We start from the raw sequence: 22,435 nt of genomic DNA, 5'->3' as shown, positions 1-22,435 counted from the left end.
CGCTGCTGCCGGTAAGACGCATCTTACCGGCATGAACGCCGTCACACGCCTCTCTGACAAGGGCCAGGTCGTCGTCCCCAAGGCGATCCGCGACCTGAAAGGGTGGGCGCCGGGGCTCGACCTCGAGGTGGTCGACGCCGGCGACGGCGTGCTGCTGCGGCCGCGACGCACGCACAAGAGTCTGAGCGTGGCGGAGGCGGTCGAGCGAATGCGCGCGATCTACACGCACAAGGGCCCACCTGTGACGTTGGAGGAGATGGACGAGGCGATCGCGGAAGCTGTGGCCGAGCGGGACCGTCGCACGCGGTGAGATCCGTCGATGCCAATGTCCTAGTCCGCTGGTTGACGCGAGACGAGGAGCAGCAGGCCGCGCTCGCCGACGCGGTACTGTCCGCACCGACGTTGATCACCCTCACCGTTCTGATCGAGGTCGCCTGGGTGCTACGGCAGCGCTACGCCTTCGATCGCGCCGGGCTGAACGCCGCACTCGCGACGCTGATCTCGCTCGAACATGTCAGCGTCGAGCAGGAGGTCGGTGTGCGCTGGGCACTCGCCCGCCATGCCGCTGGCGGCGACTTGCCGGACATGCTCCATTTGGTCGCTGCCATCGGGGCACGCGCGTTCATCACCTTCGACCGCCGCCTCGCACAGCACGCCGGTGCCGACGCGCCGCTCGCGATCGAGACGCTCGCCTGATGGCCAAGCTGTATTTCTACTACGCCAGTATGAACGCGGGGAAGTCGACCAACCTGCTCCAGGCCGACTTCAACTATCGCGAGCGCGGGATGCGGACGATGCTGTTCACCGCCGCGGTGGACGATCGCTTCGCCGCGGGCACGATCACGTCGCGCATCGGTCTCGCCGCCCCCGCGACGATGTTCGACGCCACGACCGATCTCGCCGCACTGGTCGCGGCCGAGCACGCGCGCGCGCCGCTGGCGTGCGTGCTGGTGGACGAAGCGCAGTTCCTCACCGCGCCGCAGGTGGACCAGCTCGCCTGGCTGGCCGACGTCGAGGACGTGCCCGTGCTCGCCTACGGCCTGCGCACCGACTTCGTTGGCCAGCTCTTCGCCGGCTCGGCGCGACTGCTCGCGCTCGCTGACTCGCTGGAAGAGATCAAGTCGGTGTGCGCGTGCGGCCGCAAGGCGACGATGAACCTGCGCGTCGACGCCGCTGGCTGCCCGGTCACCGCCGGGCGCCAGACCGAGATCGGCGGCAACGACCGCTATGTCGCGCTGTGCCGCCGCCACTTCAACGCGGCGCTGGCGGAGGGGTGAGCGCTGCGCCGACCCCGCGGGTGAGCGGCATCAACCATGTCACGCTCGCGGTGAGCGACGTGACGCGCTCGCTCGCCTTCTACCGCGACGTGCTGGGCTGCACCGTGCGCGCGCGCTGGTAGAGCGGCGCCTATGTCGAGGCGGGCACGCTGTGGCTGTGCCTGCTCCACGACGACGTGACGCGCACGACGCCGCACCCGGACTATACCCACCTCGCCTTCAGCGTGACCGCGGCGGACTATCCCGCGCTCAGCACGCGCCTGACGGCCGAGTGCGTGATCTGGAAAACCGACCGCAGCGAGGGCGCGTCGACCTATTTCCTCGATCCCGACGGCCACAAGCTGGAGATCCACCTTGGGTCGCTAGAGACGCGGTTGGCGCACTATCGCGACCATCCTGCAAGGGCGTGACCGTGTTTACTCCGGACGCGCCGGCCACCTCCAGCCTGAACCGCCGCCAGTGAACCGTGCTCCGGCGAACGCCGGGGCCTAGGGCCGCAGGCGTGACGCTCGTGGCTCTGGGCTCCTGCGTCCGCGGGAGCACCCCGCTGGTTCCAACCTTTTGGATCACCCGCTAGCCGAACCGCCGCCCCTACCCTATCTCGCGCCTCATGGACCCCACCGGCATCATCTGGCGAGCGGCAGTGTGGATCATCCCGCTGGTGCTCGCGATCGTCTTCCACGAGGTGAGCCACGGCCTCGCCGCGCGCGCGCTCGGCGACCCTACCGCAGCGGAACAGCGCCGCCTGTCGCTCAACCCGCTGCGCCACGTCGACCCGGTCGGCACCGTCATCCTGCCGCTCCTGCTCGCGCTGGCCAAGGCGCCGGTGTTCGGCTGGGCCAGGCCGGTCCCGGTCGACGCGCGCCGCCTGCCCCATCCGCGGCGCGACATGATGCTGGTGGCGCTCGCCGGACCGGGATCGAACCTCGTGCTCGCGCTGGTCGGCGCGGTGCTGCTCGGCGCGCTGACGCCGAACCTCTACGGCATCGCGCCCGGCAGCCTCACCGCGTTCGTCGCGGCCAACCTGCTCAACTTCGTGATGATCAACGTCTTCCTCGCGATCTTCAACCTCATTCCCCTGCCGCCGTTCGACGGCGGGCACGTCGTCGCCGGGCTGCTGCCGGAGCGGCTCGCGCAGCGCTGGGACCAGCTCGCGCGCTATGGGCTGCTGCTGTTCATCCTGCTGCTGCTGGTGCTGCCGTCGATCGTGCCGGGCGCCAACATCGTCCAGCGGCTGGTCGCGCCGCCCGCGCAGGCGCTGACCGAATGGTATCTCGGCCTCGCCCAGTCGATCGCGGGCTAAGCGCGTGCATGGCTGGCTGATCCTCGACAAGCCGCTCGGGCTGGGGTCGACGCAGGGCGTCGCCGCGGTGAAGCGCGCGCTGCGGACCGCAGGCGCGCCCAAGCTCAAGGTTGGGCACGGCGGGACACTCGACCCGCTCGCCACCGGCGTGCTGCCGATCGCGATCGGCGAGGCGACCAAGCTCGCGGGGCGGATGCTCGACGGCGACAAGGTGTACGACTTCACGATCCGCTTCGGCGAGCAGACCGACACGCTGGATGCGGAGGGCGCGGTGATCGCGACGAGCGAGGCGCGGCCGACGTTCGCGGCGCTGGAGGCGGTGCTGGCCCGCTTCACCGGCCCGATCGCGCAGGTGCCCCCGGCCTATTCGGCGCTCAAGGTGGATGGCGCGCGGGCCTATGATCGCGCGCGCGCGGGCGAGGAGGTGGTGCTCGCGACCCGGGACGTCACGGTGCATGGGCTTGATGTCCGAAAATCCTCCCGGGCACGGAAACGGGGACCAGCGCGCAGCGATGGTGGAGGGGAGCCAGCCATGAGCGAGTCGCTCGCGGAGAGCCCCCTCCACCACTCGCCTTCGCCGAGCGGTCCCTCTCCCCTTGCAGGGGAGGATCTGCAAGAGGTCACCCTCACCGCTTCCGTCTCCAAGGGCACCTACATCCGCAGCCTGGCGCGCGACATCGCGCTGGCGCTCGGCACGGTCGGCCACGTGACCTATCTGCGCCGCACCAAGGCCGGCCCGTTCACGCTCGCCGAGGCGATATCGCTGGACAAACTCGACGAACTCGCTAAGGCGCGCGGTCTTGAACACTCCCTTCTGCCACTGGGCGCGGGGCTGGACGACATCCCGGCTCTATCGCTCACTCCCGACCAGGCAGGGGCGCTCCGTCAGGGGCGAGTGCTGGCCGGGATCGCCGCCGATGACGGCCAGGCCCTCGCGCTGCTGGGTGAGACGCCCGTCGCGCTGGTCGAGGTGGAAAGCGGGCTTGCCCGCGTCATCCGCGGCTTCAACCTGTAACGCAAAGATGTCGCTAGGAAAATAAATGACGATCACCGCTGAACGCCGCCAGGAAGTCATCAAGGATCACGCCCGCGCCGATGGCGACACCGGGTCGGTCGAGGTCCAGGTCGCGATCCTGACCGAGCGGATCAAGAATCTGACCGAGCACTTCAAGGGCCACGCGAAGGACAACCACTCCCGCCGCGGCCTGCTGATGATGGTCAACAAGCGGCGCTCGCTGCTCGACTATCTCCGCAAGCGCGACGGTGACCGCTACGTCGCCCTGATCGCGAAGCTCGGTCTTCGTAAGTGACACAAAGGGGCGGCCCGCAAGGTCCGCCCCTTTTGTCATCCCGGACTCCGATCCGGGATCCAGCATGAGAACGGGCGCGGGAGCGCCTCCCCCCAGCCGCTGGAGCTGGACCCCGACCTACCGTCGGGGTGACGGAAGAGAGGGCAATACGGCCCGATCTTCCCGGACCAATGTCGGTCCGTACGCAGGCCCCCCGGTGATCCGCACCGGGGAGTGAAGGAAATCATATGTTCGATACCAAGAAGGTGGAAATCCAGTGGGGCGGCAAGACGCTGACGCTGGAAACCGGCCGCGTCGCGCGCCAGGCCGACGGCGCCGTGATCGCGACGCTCGGCGAGACGGTCGTGCTGTGCGCGGTGACCGCCGCCAAGACGGTCAAGGAGGGGCAGGATTTCTTCCCGCTCACCGTCCATTATCAGGAGAAGTTCTCCGCCAGCGGCCGTATCCCCGGCGGCTTCTTCAAGCGCGAGCGCGGCGCGACCGAGCGCGAGACGCTGATCAGCCGTCTCATCGACCGCCCGGTCCGCCCGCTGTTCCCGGAAGGCTTCTACAACGAGATCAACTGCATCGCGCAGGTGCTCTCGTATGACGGCGAGAATGAGCCCGACATCGTCGCGATGGTCGCGGCCTCGGCCGCGCTGACCATCTCGGGCGTGCCCTTCATGGGCCCGATCGGCTGCGCGCGCGTCGGCTACAAGGACGGCGAGTATCAGCTCAACCCGACCGACGGCGAGGTCGCCGAGGGCGAGCTCGACCTGGTCGTCGCCGCCACGCACGACGCGGTGATGATGGTCGAGTCCGAGGCCAAGGAGCTGTCGGAAGAGGTGATGCTCGGCGCGGTGATGTTCGCGCACAAGGCGTCGCAGCAGATCATCAACGCGATCATCGATCTCGCCGAGCAGTCGGCCAAGGATCCGTGGGAGCTCGCCCCGGTCGACGACAAGACCGCGACCATGGCCAAGCTGAAGAAGGCGATCGGCAAGGACGTCGAGGCAGCCTACAAGCTGACCGACAAGCAGGCGCGCCAGAACGCGCTCAACGCCGCGCGCACCAAGGCGCGCGAGGCGTTCGCCGACCTGAAGGAGAGCGACCCGGCGCAGTATCTCGGCACGCTCAAGCTGGTGAAGAAGCTCGAGGCCGACATCGTCCGCGGCGCGATCCTCAAGAGCGGCCGCCGCATCGACGGGCGCGACACCAAGACGGTGCGTCCGATCGCCGCCGAGGTCCACTTCCTGCCGCGCGCGCACGGCTCGGCGCTGTTCACCCGCGGCGAGACCCAGACGATCGCCACCACGACGCTGGGCACGCGCGACGCCGAGCAGATGATCGACGGGCTCAACGGCCTCTCCTACCAGCACTTCATGCTGCACTATAATTTCCCGCCCTATTCGGTCGGTGAAGTGGGCCGCTTCGGTGCGCCGGGCCGTCGCGAGATCGGCCATGGCAAGTTGGCGTGGCGCGCGCTGCACCCGGTGCTGCCGACCAAGGAAGAGTTCCCCTATACGATCCGAGTCACCAGCGACATCACGGAGAGCAACGGCTCGTCGTCGATGGCGACGGTGTGCGGCGGCAGCCTCGCGCTGATGGACGCGGGCGTGCCGCTCAAGCGTCCGGTCTCGGGCATCGCGATGGGCCTCATCCTGGAGGGCAAGGACTTCGCGGTCCTCAGCGACATCCTCGGCGACGAGGATCACCTCGGCGACATGGACTTCAAGGTGGCGGGCACGTCCGAGGGCATCACCAGCCTGCAGATGGACATCAAGATCGCCGGGATCACCGAGGAGATCATGAAGGTCGCGCTGGCGCAGGCCAAGGACGGCCGCGCGCACATCCTCGTCGAGATGAACAAGGCGCTGGGTGAGACCCGCACCGAGTTGTCCGCGCATGCACCGCGGATCGAGACGATGCAGATCGACAAGTCGAAGATCCGCGACGTGATCGGCACCGGCGGCAAGGTGATCCGCGAGATCGTCGCCACCACCGGCGCCAAGGTCGACATCGACGACGAAGGCGTGATCAAGATCAGCTCGTCGGACGGCGCGCAGATCGAGGCGGCGATGAACTGGATCCGCGGCATCGTCGAGGAAGCCGAGGTCGGCAAGATCTACAACGGCAAGGTCGTCAATATCGTCGACTTCGGCGCTTTCGTGAACTTCATGGGCGGCAAGGACGGTCTCGTCCACGTCTCCGAGATGAAGAACGAGCGCGTCGAGAAGCCGGGTGACGTCGTCACCGAGGGCCAGGAAGTGAAGGTCAAGGTCCTCGAGATCGACCCGCGCGGCAAGGTTCGCCTGTCGATGCGCGTCGTCGACCAGGAGACCGGCGCCGAGCTGGAAGACACCCGCCCCGCGCGCGAGCCGCGCGCCGAGCGCAGCGATCGCGGCCCGCGCCGCGAGGGCGGCGGGCGTGACGTCGGCCGCGGTGGTGAGCGCAGTGGTGACAGGGGCGGTGACCGCGGTCCGCGCCGCGAGGGCCGCGGCCCGCGCCGCGAGCGCGCCGAGGGCGGCGCCAAGGAAGGCGGCGACGAGGGCGATGCGCCCGCGTTCGCCCCGGCCTTCCTCACCGGCGACCGCGACTGAGCGAACGCCGTGCTCCTGCACACGCAGGAGCCCAGGATCAGGAGCCTCCGCGCTCGCGGCCCTGGGCTCCGGCGTACGCCGGAGCACGGTCACCTAGAGCCCGCGAAGGCTAGCTCACGAGTGAGAACGGCCCCGGCAGCGATGCCGGGGCCGTTCTCACTTCAGCGTATGGGTGTTCCCCGCGTCACGGCGCCGGCCGCTCGGGCTGCGCCTCGGCCAGGATCACCGCGAACAGGCCCTTGTCGTCGGTCCACTCGCGCACGGGAGTCCAACCGCCGCTGCGGAGCAGGATACGCGCGTCGCGCTCGCCATATTTGTGGCTGTTCTCGGTGTGGATCGTCTCGCCCTCGGCGATGTCGAACGCGCGTCCGTCGACCTGGAAGGCGACGTCGCGGCGCGCCTCGAGGTGCATCTCCACGCGCGCGCGGTCGTCATTCCACACCGCGCAGTGGCGGAAGGCGTCGAGCGGGATCGTACCGGCCAACTCGCGGTTGATCCGATCGAGCAGGTTGAGGTTGAACGCCGCGGTGACGCCCTGCGCGTCGTCATAGGCGGGCAGCAGCACGTCGGGGCGCTTGATCCGGTCCATCCCGACCAGCAGCATCGCTCCCTCGCCGAGCGAGGCGCGCATCGCGCGCAGCAGGTCGACCGCGGCGAGCGGGATCAGGTTGCCGATCGTCGAGCCCGGGAAGAAGCCGAGCTTCGGCAGCTCCGCCACCTGCACGGGCAGCGTCAGCGGACGTGTGAAATCGCCCTCGAACGGCAGCACCGGCAGGCCAGGGAAGGCCTGCGCCAGCGCCTGCGCCGACTCGCGCAAGAAATCGCCCGAGATATCGATCGGCACATAAGCGGCTGGCTCGACGCAGCGCAGCACAGTGGGCGTCTTGGTCGACGAGCCGGAGCCGAACTCGACCACGGCGCGCCCCGGCCCGGCGAGCTGGCGCAGCTCGGGGCAGAGATCGTGCAGCAGCGCGGTCTCGGTACGCGTCGGATAATATTCGGGCAGCTCGGTGATCTGCTCGAACAGCTGCGAGCCGCGATGATCGTAGAACCAGCGCGCGGGGATCGCGCGCGGGCGGCGCGCGAGGCCAGCGAGCACGTCGGCGCGGAACTGCGGATCGGCGAGACTGGCCTGGCCGTCGTCGATCTCGGGCTTGAGCATGTCAGAGGTCCTTCGCGAGACGAACGCCGGTGAACTGCCAGCGCTGATGAGGGTAGAAGAAGTTGCGGTAGCTGGCGCGCGCGTGTCCACGCGGCGTGGCGCAGCTGCCGCCACGCAGCACGAACTGCCCACTCATGAACTTGCCGTTATACTCGCCGACGGCGCCCTCGACCGCGCGGAAGCCGGGATAGGGGCGATAGGCCGAACCGGTCCACTCCCACACGTCGCCGAAGAACGCCGGACCGTCGCTCGCGGGGCGCGGCTCGACCGCGCCGGCGCGATCGAGCTGGTTGCCGCCGGCAGGGTCATAAGCTGAGGCCGCGGCCTCCCACTCGAACTCGGTCGGCAGCCGCGCTCCCGCCCAGCTGGCATAAGCGTCGGCCTCGAAGAAGCTGACATGCGTGGCCGGCGCCGCGGGGTCGATCGCGCGGCGGCCGTCGAGACCGAAGCGCGTCCACATGCCGTCCAGCTGCTCCCAGTAGAGCGGCGCGCCAACGCCCTCGCGCTGCACCCACGCCCAGCCGTCCGCGAGCCACCAGCGCGGGGTCTGATAGCCGCCGTCGGCGATGAAGGCGGCCCACTCCCCGTTGGTCACGGTGCGATCGGCCAGCGCGTGCGGCGCGAGTAGCGCACGATGCCGCGGTCCCTCGCAATCGAAGGCGAAGCTACCCCCGGCATGGCCGACCTCGACCACGCTCTCGCCGCGCTCGATCCAGCGGATAGGTCCCGGCATCGCTACCGGTACCTTGCGCGCCGCCGGCCAGATCGCCGGTTCGAGCGGGTTCTCGCCGAAGAGGTGGAGCATGTCGGTGACGAGCAGTTCCTGATGCTGCTCCTCGTGGTGGCAGCCGAGCGCGACGAGGTCACGCGCTGCCGCCGCGAGTTTCGGCAAGGCGTCGAGCAGTGCCGAGTCGACCGCGGTGCGATAGGCGCGCACCTCGTCGAGCGTCGGGCGCGTGATCATGCCACGCCGGGCGCGGGCGTGGCGGCGGCCCTCGGCCTCGTAATAGCTGTTGAACAGAAAGGGGAAGCGCTCGTCGTGGCGCTGATAGCCGGCGACATGGTCGCGCAGCACGAAGGTCTCGAAGAACCAGGTGGTGTGCGCGAGATGCCATTTGGCCGGGCTGGCATCGTCCATCGACTGGACGGTCGCGTCGGCATCGGAGAGCGGCGCCACCAGTGCCTCGCTCAGCGAGCGGACGCGGCGGTAACGCTCACCCAGCGACGCAGCGCCGGTCAGCGGGTCAGGCAGCGCTGCCATCGGATCGTCTCCCACCCATCGCGCTGAGCCCCGCGCCCGCGCGACGCTCACGACGGCCTTATCCTAAGTTAACGATTGGCCCCCGCGACCCACAGAACGTCGTCATTCCCCATTTTGTTCACCGCGCGGCACAGGACGAACAGGAAATCGGACAAGCGGTTCAAGTACATCACCGCCTGCGGGTTGGCGTGCGGCAGTACAGCGACGGCGCTGCGCTCGGCGCGGCGCACGATCGCGCGCGCGAGATGGAGCGACGCCGCCGCGCCGCCCGGGAGCACGAAGCTGGTCAGCGGCGGCAGGTCGGCGTTGAGCGAGTCGATCTCGCGCTCGAGCCGCTCTACCTGCGCGGGCACAACCCGCAGCACCAACTCGGACGGGGTGAAGTCGTCGCCCGGCGTGGCGAGGTCGGCCCCGAGGTCGAACAGATCGTTCTGCACGCGACGGAGCGCCGCCACGTGGTCGGCGCCAGGGAGCGTCTCGGCGGCGACACCGATCGCACTATTCGCTTCGTCGACGTCGCCGATCGCGACCATGCGCGTGTCGTCCTTGCGGACGCGGCTACCGTCGACCAGTCCGGTCGTCCCCGCGTCGCCTGTGCGGGTGTAGATGCGGTTGAGCTTGACCATCCGCCGGGTCAGGTGCGGCCGGCGGCGAACAGCATCACCACGACGACCAGCACCGCCAGCGCCTGGAACAGGATGCGTTGCTGCATCATGCGGTTGCTCTTGAGCTGCGCCGCGGTAGGCCCGCCTCCCTCGCCGCGGGCGTTCGCCGAGGCTTCCTGGAGGAAGGAGACGATGCCGCGCACCAGAGCGACCACAGTGGCCAGCATCGCCGCCACCAGCAGGATCACGAGGAAGGTGTTCATAGGCCGAAGGTAGGGATGATGGCGGCGTTTGGGAAGTCGCCCGCGCGCAGCCGATCGGCCAGCGCGCGCCCGGCGTCGCCGCGCTCGCGCAGCGTCGCCAGCGCGGGCGCGCCGTGGCGCTTGGCGAGCCGCTCGCCGTCGGTGCCGGTGAGCAGCGCGTGATGGTGCCAACGCGGCACCGGCAGGTCGAGCAGCGCCTGGAGCAGGCGGTGGACGTGGGTCGCGTCGAACAGATCGACCCCGCGCACCACGTCGGTGATGCCCTGCGCGGCGTCGTCGACCGTCACCGCGAGATGGTAGCTGGCGGGCGCATCCTTACGCGCCAAGACGACGTCCCCCTGCGCGAGCGGGTCCGCGGCGATGACGCGGTCGCCATCGCGCCACTCGAGCGCACCGACGCGCGCGACCGCGACGGTCATGTCGAGCCGCCAGGCGTGCGGGCGCGAGAGGTCGGCGGACGCGAGCGTACGGCAGGTGCCGGGGTAGAGCGGCGCGGCGCCGTGCGGCGCGCTCATCGCCTCGGCGATCTCGGCGCGCGTGCAGAAACAGGGATACAGCAGCCCCATATCGCGCAGCCGCTCCAACGCGACGGTGTACAGACTCAGCCGGTGCGACTGTTGGACCACCTCGCCGTCCCACGTCAGGCCGAGCCAGGCGAGATCGGCGAGGATCGCGCCGATATGCTCGGGGCGGCTGCGGGTGCGGTCGATGTCCTCGATGCGTAGCAGGAAACGCCCTTCGTGCCGGCGCGCGTGATCGTGCGCCTGGATCGCGGAGTAGGCGTGGCCGAGGTGGAGCCGACCCGTCGGCGAGGGCGCGAAGCGGGTGACCACCGGATCCATCCGCCGCGATGTGCGCGGCCGCAGCCGGTGATGCAAGGCCGTCCGGTACATACGAGAAGGGGGCGGGCCGAAGCCCACCCCCTGGTCATTCGTTCCGGCTGCGCGCGATCAGAACTTGAAGCGCGCACCCACCGTGAAGCGCCGGCCCAGCGCGTCATAGGTCGAGGGATAGGTGTTGCCGCTGTTGAACGACACCGAGCCGATCGACCCGCCGACGAGCGGCGGCTGCTTGTCGAACAGGTTGGTGACCGTCAGCGTCAGATCGACCTGCTCGCCCACGCCGACCCGCGTCGCGAGGTCGAAGTAGTTGAAGGCCTTGATCTTGCTGAAGTCCACCGCGACGCCGTCGAGCGCGCCGCCGGTCAGGTTGCCGACGAAGCGCGCCGGCTGATCGTCGCCCGGCTCCGCCTCCAGGCCGCTGAGGTGACGCCACAGCAGCGAGATGTCGGCCGGCCCGAACGACAGCGTGGTGCGCTGGTTCCATGTGAACTCCGGCTGGAGCGAACCCGGCGCCGAGCTCGGACCCGCCGAACCCGGCGAACCGCAGTTGACGCTGTAATAGCCGATGCACTCGCGGTTGATCGAGGTCGGGGTCGCCTGGAACTCGGCACGGTTGGTCCAATTCCCCTGGAAGTTCAGGTTGAGCTTCGCGAAACCTAGATCGCGCCGGTAGGAGACCTGAAGGTCGATACCGTCCGTCTTGATCGTGCCCAGGTTGGACGCCGCGAGCAGCAGGCCGGGCGTGGTCGCGGGGCTACCGTCGAGGCCACCCGTATCCGGATTACGCCGGATCTGGGTACAGGCCGCGCTCGCCGCGCTGGCCGCGGTGATGTTGCCGAAGCAGGCGGCGATCGCATCACTGACCGTGGGCTGCGAGATCGCGTCCTTGATCTTGATGTTATAGTAATCGACCGTGATCGACAGGCCCGGGACGATGCGCGGCTGTAGCACGAGCCCGACCGTGAAGCTGTCCGACTTCTCGGGCCTCAGGTTGAGGTTGCCGCCCGTGGTCGCGTTGATCTGCGACGCGCTCGGCTGCTCGATGATGCCGATCGTGCCCGCCGGCGCGCCCTGCGCGATACAGATCGCGCGCAGGTTGGCGTTGGAGCTCGGCGCGGTGCCGGCGCACGGATCGGCCGAGAGGCTGGTCAGGCCGGTGTTCTGCGGCGAGAACAGCTCCGAGATGTTCGGCGCACGCACCGCGCGCTGATAGTTGCCGCGCAACTTGATGCCGTCGACCGGCTCCCAGCTGCCGCCGCCCTTGTAGGTCGTCGAATTGTACGAGGGCGAACCGGCCGCGAAAACCTTGTAGTCGGAGTAGCGGATGCCACCCTCGATCGTCAGGCTCTTGAAGAAGGGCGCGTCGGCGACGAGCGGCGCGATGAGCTCGCCATAGGCTTCCTTCACCTCATAGCCGCCCGACACGTTGGGCGTCGCGCCGCCGGTGCCGCTGAGCTCGCCGGCCTGCTGCGAGAGGATGTCGGCGATCTGCGAGGCGCGGTACTTGCGATACTCGGCACCGGCCGCGAAGCCGATCGGCTCGGACGCCCACGGCAGCGTCGCGCCGAAGTCGCCCGAGAGCAAGGCGCGTGCCTGCGCCAGCGAGGTCTTGGTCGTCACCTGGCTGTCGGCGGTCACGAAGCCGAGCATGTCGGAGTTGATGCTCCCCGCCGACCCGAACAGGTTAATCGGCACGCAGTTGTTCGACGTGTCGATGCACGCCGTGGTGCTGTTCGCCAGCAGCGCCTGCTGGATGCGCGAGCGACGCAGGTAGCCGGTGATGACCTGGTCGTTCTGGCTCTCGCCATAGGCGCCCGTGAGGTCGAGGCCGATCTTCTCGGTCAGGCCGATCTTCACGCCGGCGCGATAGTCGAAGATCTGGGTCGTGTAGTCGGTGATGCGCGAGCCGGCCTCGGTGGTGCGGCGCGCGACCGTGCTGGTGACGGTGCGGTAGTTCGGGTCGCTCGGCCCGGTCGCCGTCGCCGCCGCGGCGCACTCGGCCGGCGTGAAGCGCGGCGTGTAGGCGCTGCGCGTGCCATCGGCGCCGACCGGTGCGACGTTGAGCGCGCAGAACTGCTGGCGCACGGTCGACGGGAGGTACGGGTTGTTGAGGTTGATCGTCAGCGACTCGCCGAACAGACCCGCCGGCGCGAGCACCGTGGTCACCGTGTTCTTCGAGAACAGGCCGCGCGAGTAGACCTGGATGCTGTCCGAGATGTCGTAGTGACCCGCGCCGTACATGTTGAAACGCTCGAAGGGCGTCTGGAAGATGTTGTACGGGTTGAAGTTGAACGCGTCGCGCGAGGCGGTGTAGCCGCGCAGCGCGCCCGTGGTCGGGTTGTAGATGCGGTTCGCCGACAGATAGTTCGGGTCGTTGAAGTTGGTCGGCGTGCCGGTGCCCAGCGCCGCGCCGGTGAAGCGCGACGGGATCGTCGTGCCCGAGCCGCCGAGGCCGCCCGAGGTCGAGGTGTAGTTGTTGCGCGAGAAGTCACGCGCGCCCTGATACACCGGGTCGGCCTGCTGGTAGCCGATCGAGAACACCGCATTGCCGCGGCCGTCGTCGAAGTTGGCGCCCACGGTCAGGTCGCCGCGGAAATAGGCGCCGTCACCGCGCTCGGTGATCGAGTTGGAGACCGAGGCCTCGACGCCCGAGAAATCCGACCGGGTGATGAAGTTGACGACGCCCGACACCGCGTCGGCGCCATAGGTCACCGCGGCACCGCCGGTCAGGCTGTCGACGCGCTCGACCAGCGCCAGCGGGATGTTGTTGAGGTCGACGCGACCGACCAGCCCCGAGGGAGCGATGCGCGCGCCGTCGAGCAGCACGACGTTGCGGAAGTTGCCGAGGCCGCGAAGGTCGACATAGGAGGCGCCCCCGTTGCCGTTGTTGACGGCCGAGCCGATGCTCGGGGTCAGGCCCGGCAGGTCGCGCAGCAGCTCCTCGGCGGTGTTCTTCTGGCGCAGCGTGATCTCTTCCTGGCCGACCACGGTGACCGGGCTGGAGGAGACGAGGTTGGGGTTACGGATCAGCGTGCCGGTGACGACGATGTCACCCGAGCTGTTCTCACCCGCGGGCGGGGCGGATTCCTGGCTCGAGATGCCGGCGGCGGGCGCGTTGGGATCGGTGCTCTGCACGCCCGTCTTGGGCTGGCTGGCGGGATCCGCGGTCTGCGCGGTCGCCGGAGCGGCAATCGCGACGGCGCCGACCAGCAGCGTCGAGGCGAGCAGGCGCGAACGATAGGCGTTCAGCATCAATTATCCCCTTTGTGGCCGGTTTTCCGGCATTCACAGAATGTGCTCCGGGTCGGCGCGGCCACCCGGGATGCCGATGGCTAGCGTGAAGCCGCGCTGCACAGCAACATGGCAGGCCTCTCACGTCGCGTTTTTGAAAGAGTGTAACTTCAATGACACAGATGAAGTATGGTGTGGTAGCCAACGGGGCATGCGGGTGAGCAGAAGGGGTGTGACGATGCGGCCACTTTGGACGGCGATCGCCACGGGTGCGGTGGTCGTGGCGGTGCCGGTGAGCGCGCAATCGGGCGGCGGCGCGCAGCGCGTGCTCGACGGGTTCGCGGCGTGCCGCGCGATCCCGGACCCGGGCGAGCGGCTCGCTTGCTACGACAAAGCGAGTGCCGCGCTGGAGCAGGCGGTCAAGCAGAACGACGTCCGGATCGTCGATCGCGCCGAGGTCAGGCGCGCGCGGCGATCCTTGTTCGGGCTCAACCTGCCCGATCTCGGCCTGCTCGGCGGTGCGACCGATCGCGGCGAGGCCGATCAGCGCGAGACGTTCAGCGAGATCAACACCACCGTGCGCAGCGCGCGCGCCGGTGGCAATGGCCGCGCGGAGATCACGCTGGCGGACGAGGGCGGCCCGGTGTGGCAGACCACCGATCCGATGCCCTTCCCGCCGAAGGCCGGGGCTAAAGTGCGGATCCGCAAGGGCGCGATCGGCGCCTTCTTCCTCAACGTCGACGGGCGGAGCTACCGCGCGGTGCGCCTGCGCTGAACCCTAACCAGCCGGCATCGCTCCCGCGACCGGCTGCGGGTCGATCCGCTTGCCGCGCCACGTCATCGCCCAGTGCAGGTGCGGTCCCGAGGCGCGACCGGTGTGGCCGACCAGGCCGATCGGCTCGCCCTGGCGCACCCGCTGGCCGAGCCCGACGTCGATCCGCGAGAGGTGGAGAAAGGCGCTGGTCAGTCCCGCGCCATGGTCGAGGATCAGCAGCCGCCCTTCCAGCGTGAAGGGCGGGTCGGCGGCGAGCGTGACCACGCCGTCGGCCGGGGCGACCACCGGCGTGCCCTCGCCGCGCGCCACGTCGACGCCGGCGTGATAGCTACCGGGCTCGCCGCGATAGATCCGCTGCGCGCCGAACAACCCGGAGATCCGCCCCGTCACCGGCCAGCGGAAGCGCTGGCGCCAGCCGTCCGAGGCGGCCTCGACCGCGCGCGCGGCGGCGATCTGCTTCAGCTCGGCGGGGCGGCGGCGCGCGAAGTCGGCGTCGGGCACGGGCACCTTGGCGACCTGGTCGAGCCGCTCGAGCCGCCACGCGCGCGGCGTCACCGGCAGCGTCGCGGTGACCGTGCGCGCATCGGGCAGCGCGGCGATCAGCGTCATCGTGCCGCTCGCATCGCGGTCGGCGGCGATGAGGAAACGACCGTCCGGCGCGAGCGGGACCGCAGCCCCGTCGAGCGTAAGCCGCGTCGTCGCCGCGGGGGCGGTGCCGAGCGCGAGACCGCCCTGCGCGATCGCGGACGGGAGCCCGAACCGCGCGGGCGCGACCAGCTCTGGCGGCGGGGGCAGCGTCGGCCGCGTCGGCGCCTCTTCGCGCGTCGCCGGCGCCCGCTCGACCGGGGCAGCGGGAGGCGCGGTCACGGGCGCCGGTACGCAGGCGGCGAGCGCCGCTGCGCCCGCCAACACCAGCGTGAAAGAACGCCCGCTCACCGCGGCGCCAAGGCCTCGGTCGCGATCGCGGCGCTGGCGAAGGGACGCTGCGTCGCCGCGTCCCAGTAGCGCAGATCCTCGAGCGGGATGCGCGCGCCCGACACCGCGCACACCACATGGTCGCCCGGGACCAGCACGCGGAAGCCGTTGGCGAGATAGTGGAGCTTGGCGGGTCGGTCGGTGTGGCTCATCAACATCGGGACAACTCTCAGATCAGGCGCGGCTGGTCGGGCTTGTCAGGATAGGCACGCGGCGGCTTGGCCTCAAGCTTGGGCGCGCGCGCCGGCGCCCCCTCCCCCACCTGCGCCGCCACCGCGCCGTCGCGGAAGTGGAGCAGCAGCGCACCCGTGGCGCGCGCGGCGTCCGCGCTGGTCACCATGCCGCCCGCCGCGGCCTCTACCCGTACATAGCCGCGATCCAGCAGCTTGTCCGGGTTGAGGCTCTCGACCAGCCGGCCCAGATCGGCGAGCCGCGCGCGTCCGGCCTCCAGCCGGCGGTCCAGCGCGGCCGGGCGGATCGCGCCGGCGGTGCGGTCGAGCTCGCCGCGCGCGCGGGTCACGCGCCGCTCCAGCCCGCGGTCGAGGCGCACGCCGAGCTCGTCGATCCGCTGGCGCTGCGGCCCCAGCAGCCGATCGCGCGTCGGCATCACGCGCGCGAGCGCGTCGAGCCGCTCGCGCCCGCGCTCGACGTGACGACGCGCGCAGCGCTCGCTGCGCTGGCGCATGGCGTCGAGTGACAGCCGCAGCTCGGCCAGCACGGGCACCGCGATCTCGGCCGCCGCGCTGGGCGTGGGCGCGCGCAGGTCGGCCGCATGGTCGCACAGCGTCGTGTCGGTCTCGTGCCCGACCGCCGAGATGATCGGGATCGAGCAGGCCGCGACGGCGCGCACCACCACCTCTTCGTTGAAGGCCCACAGGTCCTCGATCGAGCCGCCGCCGCGCGCGACGATCACAAGGTCGGGGCGACGTACCGGACCGTCCTCCGGCAGCGAGTCGAAGCCGCGCACCGCCGCCGCCACTTCCTCGGCCGCGCCGGCGCCCTGCACCTTCACCGGCCAGACGATCACGTGCGTGGGGCAGCGGTCCTCGAGCCGGTGGAGGATGTCTCGGATCACCGCGCCGGTCGGCGAGGTGACGACGCCGATCGTCCGGGGCATGAACGGCAGCCCCTGCTTGCGCTCCCGGTCGAACAGCCCCTCCGCCGCCAGCTTGAGCCGAAGCTTCTCGAGCAGCGCCATCAGCGCGCCCGCGCCGGCGAGCTCCATCCGTTCGATCACGATCTGATATTTGGAACGGCCCGGATAGGTCGTCAGCCGGCCGGTCGCGACCACCTCGATGCCGTCCTCGGGACGGAAGGCGAGCCCGGCGGCGCTGCCCTTCCACATCACGCCGTCGATCACCGCGGCGTCGTCCTTGAGGCACAGATAGGCGTGCCCTGAGGTCGCGCGCTTGTAGCCCGAGATCTCGCCGCGCAGCCGCACGCTGCCGAACTCGCCCTCGACCATCCGCTTGAGCCGTCCCGACAGCTCGCTGACGCTGACCGCCATCGCATTGTCGCCGGGCGTGGCCTCGGCTACCAGCCGGCCCGCCTGAGTATCGTAGAGGGGGTCGGCCATGAACATCCTGCTGGTGGGATCGGGGGGACGCGAGCACGCACTCGCGTGGAAACTGGCGCAATCTCCCCGTCTCGATACGCTCTTCGCGGCGCCGGGCAACCCCGGCATCGCGCGGCACGCCACGATCGCGGAGCTGGACGTCGACGACCATCGCGCCGTGATCGACTTCGTCCGCCGCCACCAGATCGGCCTGGTCGTGATCGGGCCGGAGGTGCCGCTGGTGCGCGGCCTCGCCGACAATATCCGCGCGATCGGCGTGCCGGTGTTCGGCCCCGGGCGCGAGGCAGCGAAGCTGGAGGGATCGAAGGGCTTCACCAAGGACCTATGCGCGCGCGTCGGCATCCCCACGGCACGCTATTTCAAGGTGACCTCACGCGACGGCGCACTCGCCTGCCTAGACGATTTCGGCGAGACCTGCGTCATCAAGGCCGATGGACTCGCCGCAGGCAAGGGGGTGGTCGTCGCGATGTCGCGCGCCGAGGCCGAGGCCGCCATCCGGGACCTCTACGCGCAGGGATCGGTCGAGGCGGTGATCGAGGAGCGGCTTGAGGGGCCCGAGGCGAGCCTGTTCGTGCTGAGCGACGGTACCTCCGTCGCCGCCTTCGGCTCGGCGCAGGATCACAAGCGCGTCGGCGACGGCGACACCGGACCCAACACCGGCGGCATGGGCGCCTACAGCCCCGCGCTGGTGCTGACCCCCGAGTTGGAGGAGCAGGCGCTCGGCGAGATCGTACGTCCGACGATCGACGCGCTTGCTGCCTCGGGTACGCCCTATGTCGGCGTTCTCTACGCTGGGCTGATGCTGACCGCGGACGGCCCCAAGCTGATCGAATATAATGTCCGCTTCGGCGATCCCGAGTGCCAGGTACTGATGGCGCGCTTCGCCGGAGACCTCGTCGAGGTGCTGCTCGCGGTGGCCGAGGGACGGCTCGCCGATCTTCCTGCCCCCGCCTTCGCCGATGATGCCGCCTTGACCGTGGTGCTGGCGGCCGAGGGTTATCCCGGCACGCCGCGCACCGGCGGCGCGATCGCCGGGATCGACGCTGCCGAGGCGGCCGGCGCGTCCGTGTTCCAGGCGGGCACGCGGCGGGACGGCGACACGCTGGTGGCGAGCGGCGGCCGCGTGCTCGCGGTCACTGCGACCGGCGCCGACGTCGCCGCCGCGCGCGCCGCCGCCTATCGCGCGGTCGAGGCGATCGACTTTCCCACCGGCTTCTTCCGCCGCGACATCGGAGCGAAGGCGCACGCCGATGGTTGATCCGCGCATGCTGACCGACGCTAGGACTCGCCGATGAACTCCTCCAGCTATGCTCTGGAACCCATCTCGCAGGATCAGGTGCTCGTCACCGTCGCGCTCGCGCTGGTCGCCCTGCTGGCGGTGCTCACCGTGATCGGCATGGTCTGGGGCGCCCGGCTCAAGGCCAAGCGCCGTGCCGCCGAGGCGGAGGAGCAGCAGCGTATCGAGGAGCTGCGCGCCGACGGGGTAGAGGTCACCAACACCGCCGACGGCGTGCCGCCGATCATGCGCGGCGACGACCGCGCGAGCGAGGAGCGACGCCATCCGGTGCCGGAGCAGGAGACACAGCCTGCTGCCCGTCCCTCGCCGATCCATGACGAGCGCCCAGCCGACGAAGCACCGCCCGAGCCGCCGCTCGCCGGCGAGCCGATCGTTGCCGCGGCGCCGCTCGACGCGTCGCCCGCCAGCGCCGCGGCGGACACACCGCGCGTGGCGGCGGACGAAACGCCCGGCGCGCAGTCGATCACGCTGCTCAAGGGCCTCGGCCCCAAGATCGCGACGCGGCTCGGCGAGCTCGGCGTCACGCGCGTCGACCAGATCGCCTGGCTCGACGACGCCGAGGCGGCCCAGCTCGACTCGCAGCTCGGCGTCTTCACCGGCCGGATGGAGCGCGACCGCTGGCGCGAGCAGGCGCGTCTGCTCGCGCAGGGCGATCGCGCCGGCTACGAGGCGCAGTTCGGGAAGCTGGGATGAGCGTCGCCTTCCGCCGAGAGAGCGACGACGAGCACCTCGAACCGCGCTTCGAGCTGCCGATCCCGCCAGGACCCAATCTCGTGACCGCGCGCGGGCGCGCGCTGATCGAGGAGCGGGTCGCCGCGTTGGAGAGCGCGCTGGCCGCAGCCGAGGACGAGGAGGCGCGCAAGGCGGTGGCGCGTGACCTGCGCTACTGGAGAACGCGCCGCGCCACCGCGATCGAGACCGCCGCGCGCGCCGACGGCGTGGTGGGGTTCGGCACTATCGTGACCTTCACGCTCGACGGGCGCGAGCGGCGGGTGACGATCGTCGGCGACGACGAGGCCGACCCCGCCGCCGGGCTGCTCGCGCTCTCGGCTCCGCTCGCGCGCGCGCTGCTCGGCGCGAGCGAGGGTGAGGCCGTCGCCTTCAACGGCCGCGAGGAGGCGATCGAGGTGCTGAGCGTCGGCGGCTGAGGATCGCGCGGTGAAAGTCGCCGCTCTAAGGGCGGTCGCGCGCCGTCGCGCTCACGCCGCGCTGACGAGCAGCTTGTCGATGCGGCGGCCGTCGAGGTCGACCACCTCGAACTTCCAGCCCTGCTCCTCGAAACTCTCACCCTCCGCCGGTAGCTTGCGGAACGCCGCCAGCGCGAGGCCGGCGACGGTCGCATAGTCGCGGTCCTCGGGCAGGTCGATGCCGAGCCGCTCCGCCAGCGCGTCGGCCGCCATCGTGCCCGCGACCAGCAGCGAGCCGTCGTCGCGCTCGACCACGTTGGGCGCCTCGTCGGGATCGGCGTCGGAGACGAACTCACCCGCGATCGCGGCGAGCAGGTCAGCGGGCGTGACGATCCCCTCGAAATGGCCGTATTCGTCATGGATCAGTGCCATCGGCACCTCGGCGCGGCGCAGCGCGTCGAGCGCGTCCATCGCGTCGATCTGGTCGATCACCACCGGCGCGCGGCGCATCAGCCGCGCCACGTCGAGCGGCTCCCCACGGAACAGCGCCATCGCCACGTCGCGCGCCTGCATAACACCGATCACCGAGTCGATCGACCCTTCCGCCACGGGCAGCCGGCTGTGCGCGGTGTCGAGCAGCTTGGCGCGGATCGCGGCGTCGTCGAGCGAGACGTCGATCCATTCCACCTCGGTGCGTGGCGTCATCACCTCGCGCACAGGCCGGTCGGCGAGCCGCACCACGCCCGAGATGATGGAGCGCTCATGCTCCTCGATCACCCCCGACTTGCTCGCCTCGGCGACGATGAGGTGAAGTTCCTCGGCGGTGACCTGGTCCTCGTTCTCGCGCGTCAGCCCGAGCAGACGGAAGGCCAGCGCGCTGGTCGAATCGAGCAGCCACACGATCGGCTTGGTGAAGCGCGCCAGATAGGCCATCGGCAGCGCTATCAGCGCGGCGACCGTCTCGGGCTTGCGCAGCGCGAACTGCTTGGGGACGAGCTCGCCGATGATCAGCGAGGCGTAGGTGGTGAGCCCGATCACCAGGATATAGCCGAGCCGCTCCGCCGCGGCATGGCCGAGCCCGAGCGCTTCCAGCCGCGCCGCGGTGGGCGTGCCGAGGCTCGCGCCCGAGTAAGCGCCCGCGACGATGCCGATCAGCGTGATGCCGATCTGGACGGCGGAAAGGAACTTGCCCGGATCGGCGGCGAGCTCGATCGCGATGGCGGCGCCGCGGCGGCCGCTGCGCGCCATCGCCTCCAGCCGCGCCTTGCGCGCCGACACGATCGCCAGCTCGCTCATCGCGAACACGCCGTTGAGCGCGACCAGCGCCAGGATGATGACGACGTCGATCCAGGGGAACGGCGGTAGCATGTTCGTGGCGCCCTCTTGGCGGTAAAGCGGTCGCGCGACAATCCGCAAAGTGGCGGTTCGCTCCGTCATCGCGCATTCAGCGCGGGAGGAACAAGGGTCGCGCGCGTCGGGTTGTCCGGCAAGGATCTGGGGAAAGGGAACAGCATGAAGCTCTCGTCGAAGCTGGTCGCGGCCGCGTCCGCGCTGTCACTGGTGTCGGTCGCGGCCTGCACCACCGATCCGGAGACGGGCGAGCGGCGCATCTCGAAGACCGCGATCGGCGGCCTCGGCGGCGCGCTCGGCGGCTATCTGCTCGGCGACCTCGTCGGCGGACGGCGCGACCGGACCGAGAAGATCCTGGGCGCGGGCATCGGCGGGATCGCCGGCGCCGGGATCGGCGCTTACATGGACAAGCAGGAGCGCGAGATGCGAGAGCGCACCCGCGGCACGGACGTGCAGGTGACCCGCCAAGGCGACGACCTGCTGCTCAACATCCCGTCGGGGATCAACTTCGCGTACAATTCGGCGAACGTGCAGCCGCAGTTCCGCGGCACGCTCGACAAGGTGGCGAGTGTGCTGGCGGACTACCCGCAGACCTATATCGACGTGTACGGCCATACCGACTCGACCGGGAGCGACTCGTACAACCAGGATCTGTCGGAGCGGCGCGCGACCTCGGTGGCGGACTATCTATCGAGCCACGGCGTGCAGGCGGCGCGGATCGCGACGCGCGGCTTCGGCGAGACCCAGCCGATCGAGACCAACGACACCGAGCAGGGCCGCGCCGCCAACCGCCGCGTGGAGATCAAGGTGGTGCCGATCTCGCAGAACGACGTGCCGCCGCGCTGAGGTGGCGGCGGCGAGGCGCGGTCGGTGCGGCCGCGCCGGTGCGGGTTCTTTCGAGCAAGCGGTTGCGAATGAGCGCGAATGGGCAGAACAGCCTTCGATGTAAAGATTTTCCGCTGCATCCCCGCTTTTCACCGCGACAACTTCGCCGAAAACTGCCTTATCTTTTTCGCTAAAGCATTGTGCCAGCAATCCACGTAAATAAGTAATCCAAATGTACCGGTGTCCAACATCTGCTCCTTTTTACACCCATGCGATGTTCTAATGTCCCATAACATCTCATGAAATTCAATTTCTTCTTGGCTCATTATATGCCCTCGCTCAATCTCATGACGAACGTCGATCCATATATTATCCTTCCTATCGTATTCGTAGGAGGAGCATCGTAGAATTTACGACGTCACCCCTCCACTTTCTTGCAAGCAATGATCTACGATGTTGCTATCGTCGAGTTCGACGAGCTCCTTCATCAGGAATGTTCTTGGATCCACCAGCGCTGCACCAGCAGAAGGCTGAGGGAGCACCAGGGCCGCTAGGGTCAGGACCCATTGATGTGAGGTCCGCGGTCTGATTCAGGTTCCGCGAGGAGACCGAGGATGAGCGACCTTTTTTGGCTGACGGACGAGCAGGTTGAGCGCTTGCGGCCGTTCTTTCCCAAG

22 protein-coding genes and 1 pseudogene are annotated in these 22,435 nt (G+C 69.7%); 13 read left to right on the top strand and 10 right to left on the bottom strand.

Annotated features, from left to right (window positions below; all coding sequences use genetic code 11):
* The first annotated feature begins 31 nt into the window (after window positions 1-31).
* The 8 genes and pseudogenes from K7957_RS12225 to pnp all read left to right on the top strand — a co-directional run bounded on the left by K7957_RS12225 (window position 32) and on the right by pnp (window position 6,469).
* Complete coding sequence (locus K7957_RS12225; protein WP_223012298.1) at window positions 32-310, top strand: AbrB/MazE/SpoVT family DNA-binding domain-containing protein; 279 nt, start codon at window positions 32-34, stop codon at window positions 308-310.
* Entirely contained in the window at window positions 307-696 is a 390-nt protein-coding gene (locus K7957_RS12220) for a type II toxin-antitoxin system VapC family toxin (RefSeq protein ID WP_343228394.1), read from the top strand. Before K7957_RS12225 ends, K7957_RS12220 begins: the two co-directional genes overlap by 4 nt.
* Window positions 696-1,277, top strand: a complete 582-nt coding sequence (locus K7957_RS12215) for a thymidine kinase (protein ID WP_223012296.1) — start codon at window positions 696-698, stop codon at window positions 1,275-1,277. Before K7957_RS12220 ends, K7957_RS12215 begins: the two co-directional genes overlap by 1 nt.
* A 20-nt stretch (window positions 1,278-1,297) precedes the next feature.
* A pseudogene (locus K7957_RS12210) lies at window positions 1,298-1,687 on the top strand (VOC family protein).
* A gap of 200 nt (window positions 1,688-1,887) precedes the next feature.
* The gene (locus K7957_RS12205; protein WP_223012295.1) at window positions 1,888-2,580 is read left to right on the top strand and encodes a site-2 protease family protein; all 693 of its coding nucleotides are present in this window, start codon (window positions 1,888-1,890) and stop codon (window positions 2,578-2,580) included.
* A 4-nt stretch (window positions 2,581-2,584) separates the two neighbouring features.
* Entirely contained in the window at window positions 2,585-3,595 is a 1,011-nt protein-coding gene (truB, locus tag K7957_RS12200; protein WP_223012294.1) for a tRNA pseudouridine(55) synthase TruB, read from the top strand.
* 25 nt (window positions 3,596-3,620) lie between these two features.
* Entirely contained in the window at window positions 3,621-3,890 is a 270-nt protein-coding gene (gene rpsO / locus K7957_RS12195) for a 30S ribosomal protein S15 (RefSeq protein ID WP_219753998.1), read from the top strand.
* A 227-nt stretch (window positions 3,891-4,117) separates the two neighbouring features.
* On the top strand, window positions 4,118-6,469 hold the full coding sequence (gene pnp / locus K7957_RS12190) for a polyribonucleotide nucleotidyltransferase (RefSeq protein WP_223012293.1): 2,352 nt from the start codon (window positions 4,118-4,120) through the stop codon (window positions 6,467-6,469).
* Window positions 6,470-6,653: 184 nt separating this feature from the next.
* Here pnp and egtD read toward each other — a convergent pair whose 3' ends face one another.
* The 6 genes from egtD to K7957_RS12160 all read right to left on the bottom strand — a co-directional run bounded on the left by egtD (window position 6,654) and on the right by K7957_RS12160 (window position 13,854).
* The gene (gene egtD / locus K7957_RS12185) at window positions 6,654-7,631 is read right to left on the bottom strand and encodes an L-histidine N(alpha)-methyltransferase (RefSeq protein WP_223012292.1); all 978 of its coding nucleotides are present in this window, start codon (window positions 7,629-7,631) and stop codon (window positions 6,654-6,656) included.
* 1 nt (window position 7,632) lies between these two features.
* Window positions 7,633-8,892 (bottom strand): ergothioneine biosynthesis protein EgtB, encoded by a 1,260-nt coding sequence (egtB, locus tag K7957_RS12180; RefSeq protein ID WP_223012291.1) that lies wholly within the window; start codon window positions 8,890-8,892, stop codon window positions 7,633-7,635.
* A gap of 68 nt (window positions 8,893-8,960) precedes the next feature.
* On the bottom strand, window positions 8,961-9,518 hold the full coding sequence (locus K7957_RS12175) for a cob(I)yrinic acid a,c-diamide adenosyltransferase (RefSeq protein WP_223012290.1): 558 nt from the start codon (window positions 9,516-9,518) through the stop codon (window positions 8,961-8,963).
* An 8-nt stretch (window positions 9,519-9,526) separates the two neighbouring features.
* A complete protein-coding gene (locus tag K7957_RS12170; RefSeq protein WP_223012289.1) occupies window positions 9,527-9,760 on the bottom strand; it encodes a twin transmembrane helix small protein in 234 nt (77 codons plus the stop codon).
* Window positions 9,757-10,602, bottom strand: coding sequence for a tRNA glutamyl-Q(34) synthetase GluQRS (gene gluQRS, locus K7957_RS12165; protein WP_223012288.1), 846 nt, complete (start codon window positions 10,600-10,602; stop codon window positions 9,757-9,759). The genes K7957_RS12170 and gluQRS overlap by 4 nt, the downstream gene beginning before the upstream one ends.
* 108 nt (window positions 10,603-10,710) lie before the next feature.
* The gene (locus K7957_RS12160) at window positions 10,711-13,854 is read right to left on the bottom strand and encodes a TonB-dependent receptor domain-containing protein (RefSeq protein WP_223012287.1); all 3,144 of its coding nucleotides are present in this window, start codon (window positions 13,852-13,854) and stop codon (window positions 10,711-10,713) included.
* A 217-nt stretch (window positions 13,855-14,071) separates the two neighbouring features.
* Between K7957_RS12160 and K7957_RS12155 the strand changes: the two genes are divergently transcribed.
* Window positions 14,072-14,608, top strand: a complete 537-nt coding sequence (locus K7957_RS12155; RefSeq protein WP_223012286.1) for a type VI secretion protein — start codon at window positions 14,072-14,074, stop codon at window positions 14,606-14,608.
* A 3-nt stretch (window positions 14,609-14,611) separates the two neighbouring features.
* On the opposite strand, the gene K7957_RS12150 is transcribed toward K7957_RS12155, so the two are convergent.
* From K7957_RS12150 to xseA, 3 genes are read right to left on the bottom strand one after another with little or no spacing between them, the layout of a single operon-like run.
* Window positions 14,612-15,544, bottom strand: coding sequence for a M23 family metallopeptidase (locus tag K7957_RS12150; protein ID WP_343228393.1), 933 nt, complete (start codon window positions 15,542-15,544; stop codon window positions 14,612-14,614).
* Complete coding sequence (locus K7957_RS12145) at window positions 15,541-15,741, bottom strand: DUF2093 domain-containing protein (RefSeq protein WP_183921222.1); 201 nt, start codon at window positions 15,739-15,741, stop codon at window positions 15,541-15,543. Before K7957_RS12145 ends, K7957_RS12150 begins: the two co-directional genes overlap by 4 nt.
* Before the next feature lie 11 nt (window positions 15,742-15,752).
* Window positions 15,753-17,159 carry an exodeoxyribonuclease VII large subunit gene (gene xseA, locus K7957_RS12140; RefSeq protein WP_223012285.1) on the bottom strand — a complete coding sequence of 469 codons (1,407 nt, stop codon included), beginning with the start codon at window positions 17,157-17,159 and terminating at the stop codon, window positions 15,753-15,755.
* Between xseA and purD the strand changes: the two genes are divergently transcribed.
* The 3 genes from purD to K7957_RS12125 are packed head-to-tail and all read left to right on the top strand — an operon-like array spanning window position 17,158 to window position 19,604.
* Window positions 17,158-18,417, top strand: a complete 1,260-nt coding sequence (gene purD, locus K7957_RS12135) for a phosphoribosylamine--glycine ligase (RefSeq protein ID WP_223012284.1) — start codon at window positions 17,158-17,160, stop codon at window positions 18,415-18,417. The two genes, xseA and purD, sit on opposite strands and share 2 nt — an antisense overlap.
* A gap of 33 nt (window positions 18,418-18,450) precedes the next feature.
* Window positions 18,451-19,149 carry a hypothetical protein gene (locus tag K7957_RS12130; RefSeq protein ID WP_246617053.1) on the top strand — a complete coding sequence of 233 codons (699 nt, stop codon included), beginning with the start codon at window positions 18,451-18,453 and terminating at the stop codon, window positions 19,147-19,149.
* Complete coding sequence (locus K7957_RS12125; protein ID WP_223012283.1) at window positions 19,146-19,604, top strand: GreA/GreB family elongation factor; 459 nt, start codon at window positions 19,146-19,148, stop codon at window positions 19,602-19,604. Before K7957_RS12130 ends, K7957_RS12125 begins: the two co-directional genes overlap by 4 nt.
* A gap of 51 nt (window positions 19,605-19,655) precedes the next feature.
* Here K7957_RS12125 and K7957_RS12120 read toward each other — a convergent pair whose 3' ends face one another.
* Window positions 19,656-20,951 (bottom strand): hemolysin family protein, encoded by a 1,296-nt coding sequence (locus K7957_RS12120; RefSeq protein WP_223012282.1) that lies wholly within the window; start codon window positions 20,949-20,951, stop codon window positions 19,656-19,658.
* Window positions 20,952-21,095: 144 nt separating this feature from the next.
* On the opposite strand from K7957_RS12120, the gene K7957_RS12115 reads away from it, so the two are divergent.
* Window positions 21,096-21,779, top strand: a complete 684-nt coding sequence (locus tag K7957_RS12115) for a YiaD family glycine zipper/OmpA-like lipoprotein (RefSeq protein ID WP_223012281.1) — start codon at window positions 21,096-21,098, stop codon at window positions 21,777-21,779.
* Window positions 21,780-22,435 lie beyond the last annotated feature (656 nt).

The organism is Sphingomonas yunnanensis (genome assembly GCF_019898765.1).
Lineage (GTDB): Bacteria > Pseudomonadota > Alphaproteobacteria > Sphingomonadales > Sphingomonadaceae > Sphingomonas > Sphingomonas yunnanensis.
The sequence above is the reverse complement of the archived record's forward strand: the minus strand, read 5'-3'. Positions and strand labels throughout refer to the sequence as shown.

Bases quoted from the DNA above. Each gene is read 5' to 3' on its own strand.
- K7957_RS12130 (WP_246617053.1), top strand. From the start codon at position 18,451: ATGAACTCCTCCAGCTATGCTCTGGAACCCATCTCGCAGGATCAGGTG.
- K7957_RS12170 (WP_223012289.1), bottom strand. From the start codon at position 9,760: ATGAACACCTTCCTCGTGATCCTGCTGGTGGCGGCGATGCTGGCCACT.
- K7957_RS12205 (WP_223012295.1), top strand. From the start codon at position 1,888: ATGGACCCCACCGGCATCATCTGGCGAGCGGCAGTGTGGATCATCCCG.
- K7957_RS12120 (WP_223012282.1), bottom strand. From the start codon at position 20,951: ATGCTACCGCCGTTCCCCTGGATCGACGTCGTCATCATCCTGGCGCTG.
- K7957_RS12115 (WP_223012281.1), top strand. From the start codon at position 21,096: ATGAAGCTCTCGTCGAAGCTGGTCGCGGCCGCGTCCGCGCTGTCACTG.
- purD (WP_223012284.1), top strand. From the start codon at position 17,158: ATGAACATCCTGCTGGTGGGATCGGGGGGACGCGAGCACGCACTCGCG.
- K7957_RS12215 (WP_223012296.1), top strand. From the start codon at position 696: ATGGCCAAGCTGTATTTCTACTACGCCAGTATGAACGCGGGGAAGTCG.
- xseA (WP_223012285.1), bottom strand. From the start codon at position 17,159: ATGGCCGACCCCCTCTACGATACTCAGGCGGGCCGGCTGGTAGCCGAG.
- rpsO (WP_219753998.1), top strand. From the start codon at position 3,621: ATGACGATCACCGCTGAACGCCGCCAGGAAGTCATCAAGGATCACGCC.
- K7957_RS12145 (WP_183921222.1), bottom strand. From the start codon at position 15,741: ATGTTGATGAGCCACACCGACCGACCCGCCAAGCTCCACTATCTCGCC.
- K7957_RS12225 (WP_223012298.1), top strand. From the start codon at position 32: ATGAACGCCGTCACACGCCTCTCTGACAAGGGCCAGGTCGTCGTCCCC.
- K7957_RS12155 (WP_223012286.1), top strand. From the start codon at position 14,072: ATGCGGCCACTTTGGACGGCGATCGCCACGGGTGCGGTGGTCGTGGCG.
- K7957_RS12160 (WP_223012287.1), bottom strand. From the start codon at position 13,854: ATGCTGAACGCCTATCGTTCGCGCCTGCTCGCCTCGACGCTGCTGGTC.
- K7957_RS12175 (WP_223012290.1), bottom strand. From the start codon at position 9,518: ATGGTCAAGCTCAACCGCATCTACACCCGCACAGGCGACGCGGGGACG.
- egtB (WP_223012291.1), bottom strand. From the start codon at position 8,892: ATGGCAGCGCTGCCTGACCCGCTGACCGGCGCTGCGTCGCTGGGTGAG.
- K7957_RS12125 (WP_223012283.1), top strand. From the start codon at position 19,146: ATGAGCGTCGCCTTCCGCCGAGAGAGCGACGACGAGCACCTCGAACCG.
- egtD (WP_223012292.1), bottom strand. From the start codon at position 7,631: ATGCTCAAGCCCGAGATCGACGACGGCCAGGCCAGTCTCGCCGATCCG.
- gluQRS (WP_223012288.1), bottom strand. From the start codon at position 10,602: ATGGATCCGGTGGTCACCCGCTTCGCGCCCTCGCCGACGGGTCGGCTC.
- pnp (WP_223012293.1), top strand. From the start codon at position 4,118: ATGTTCGATACCAAGAAGGTGGAAATCCAGTGGGGCGGCAAGACGCTG.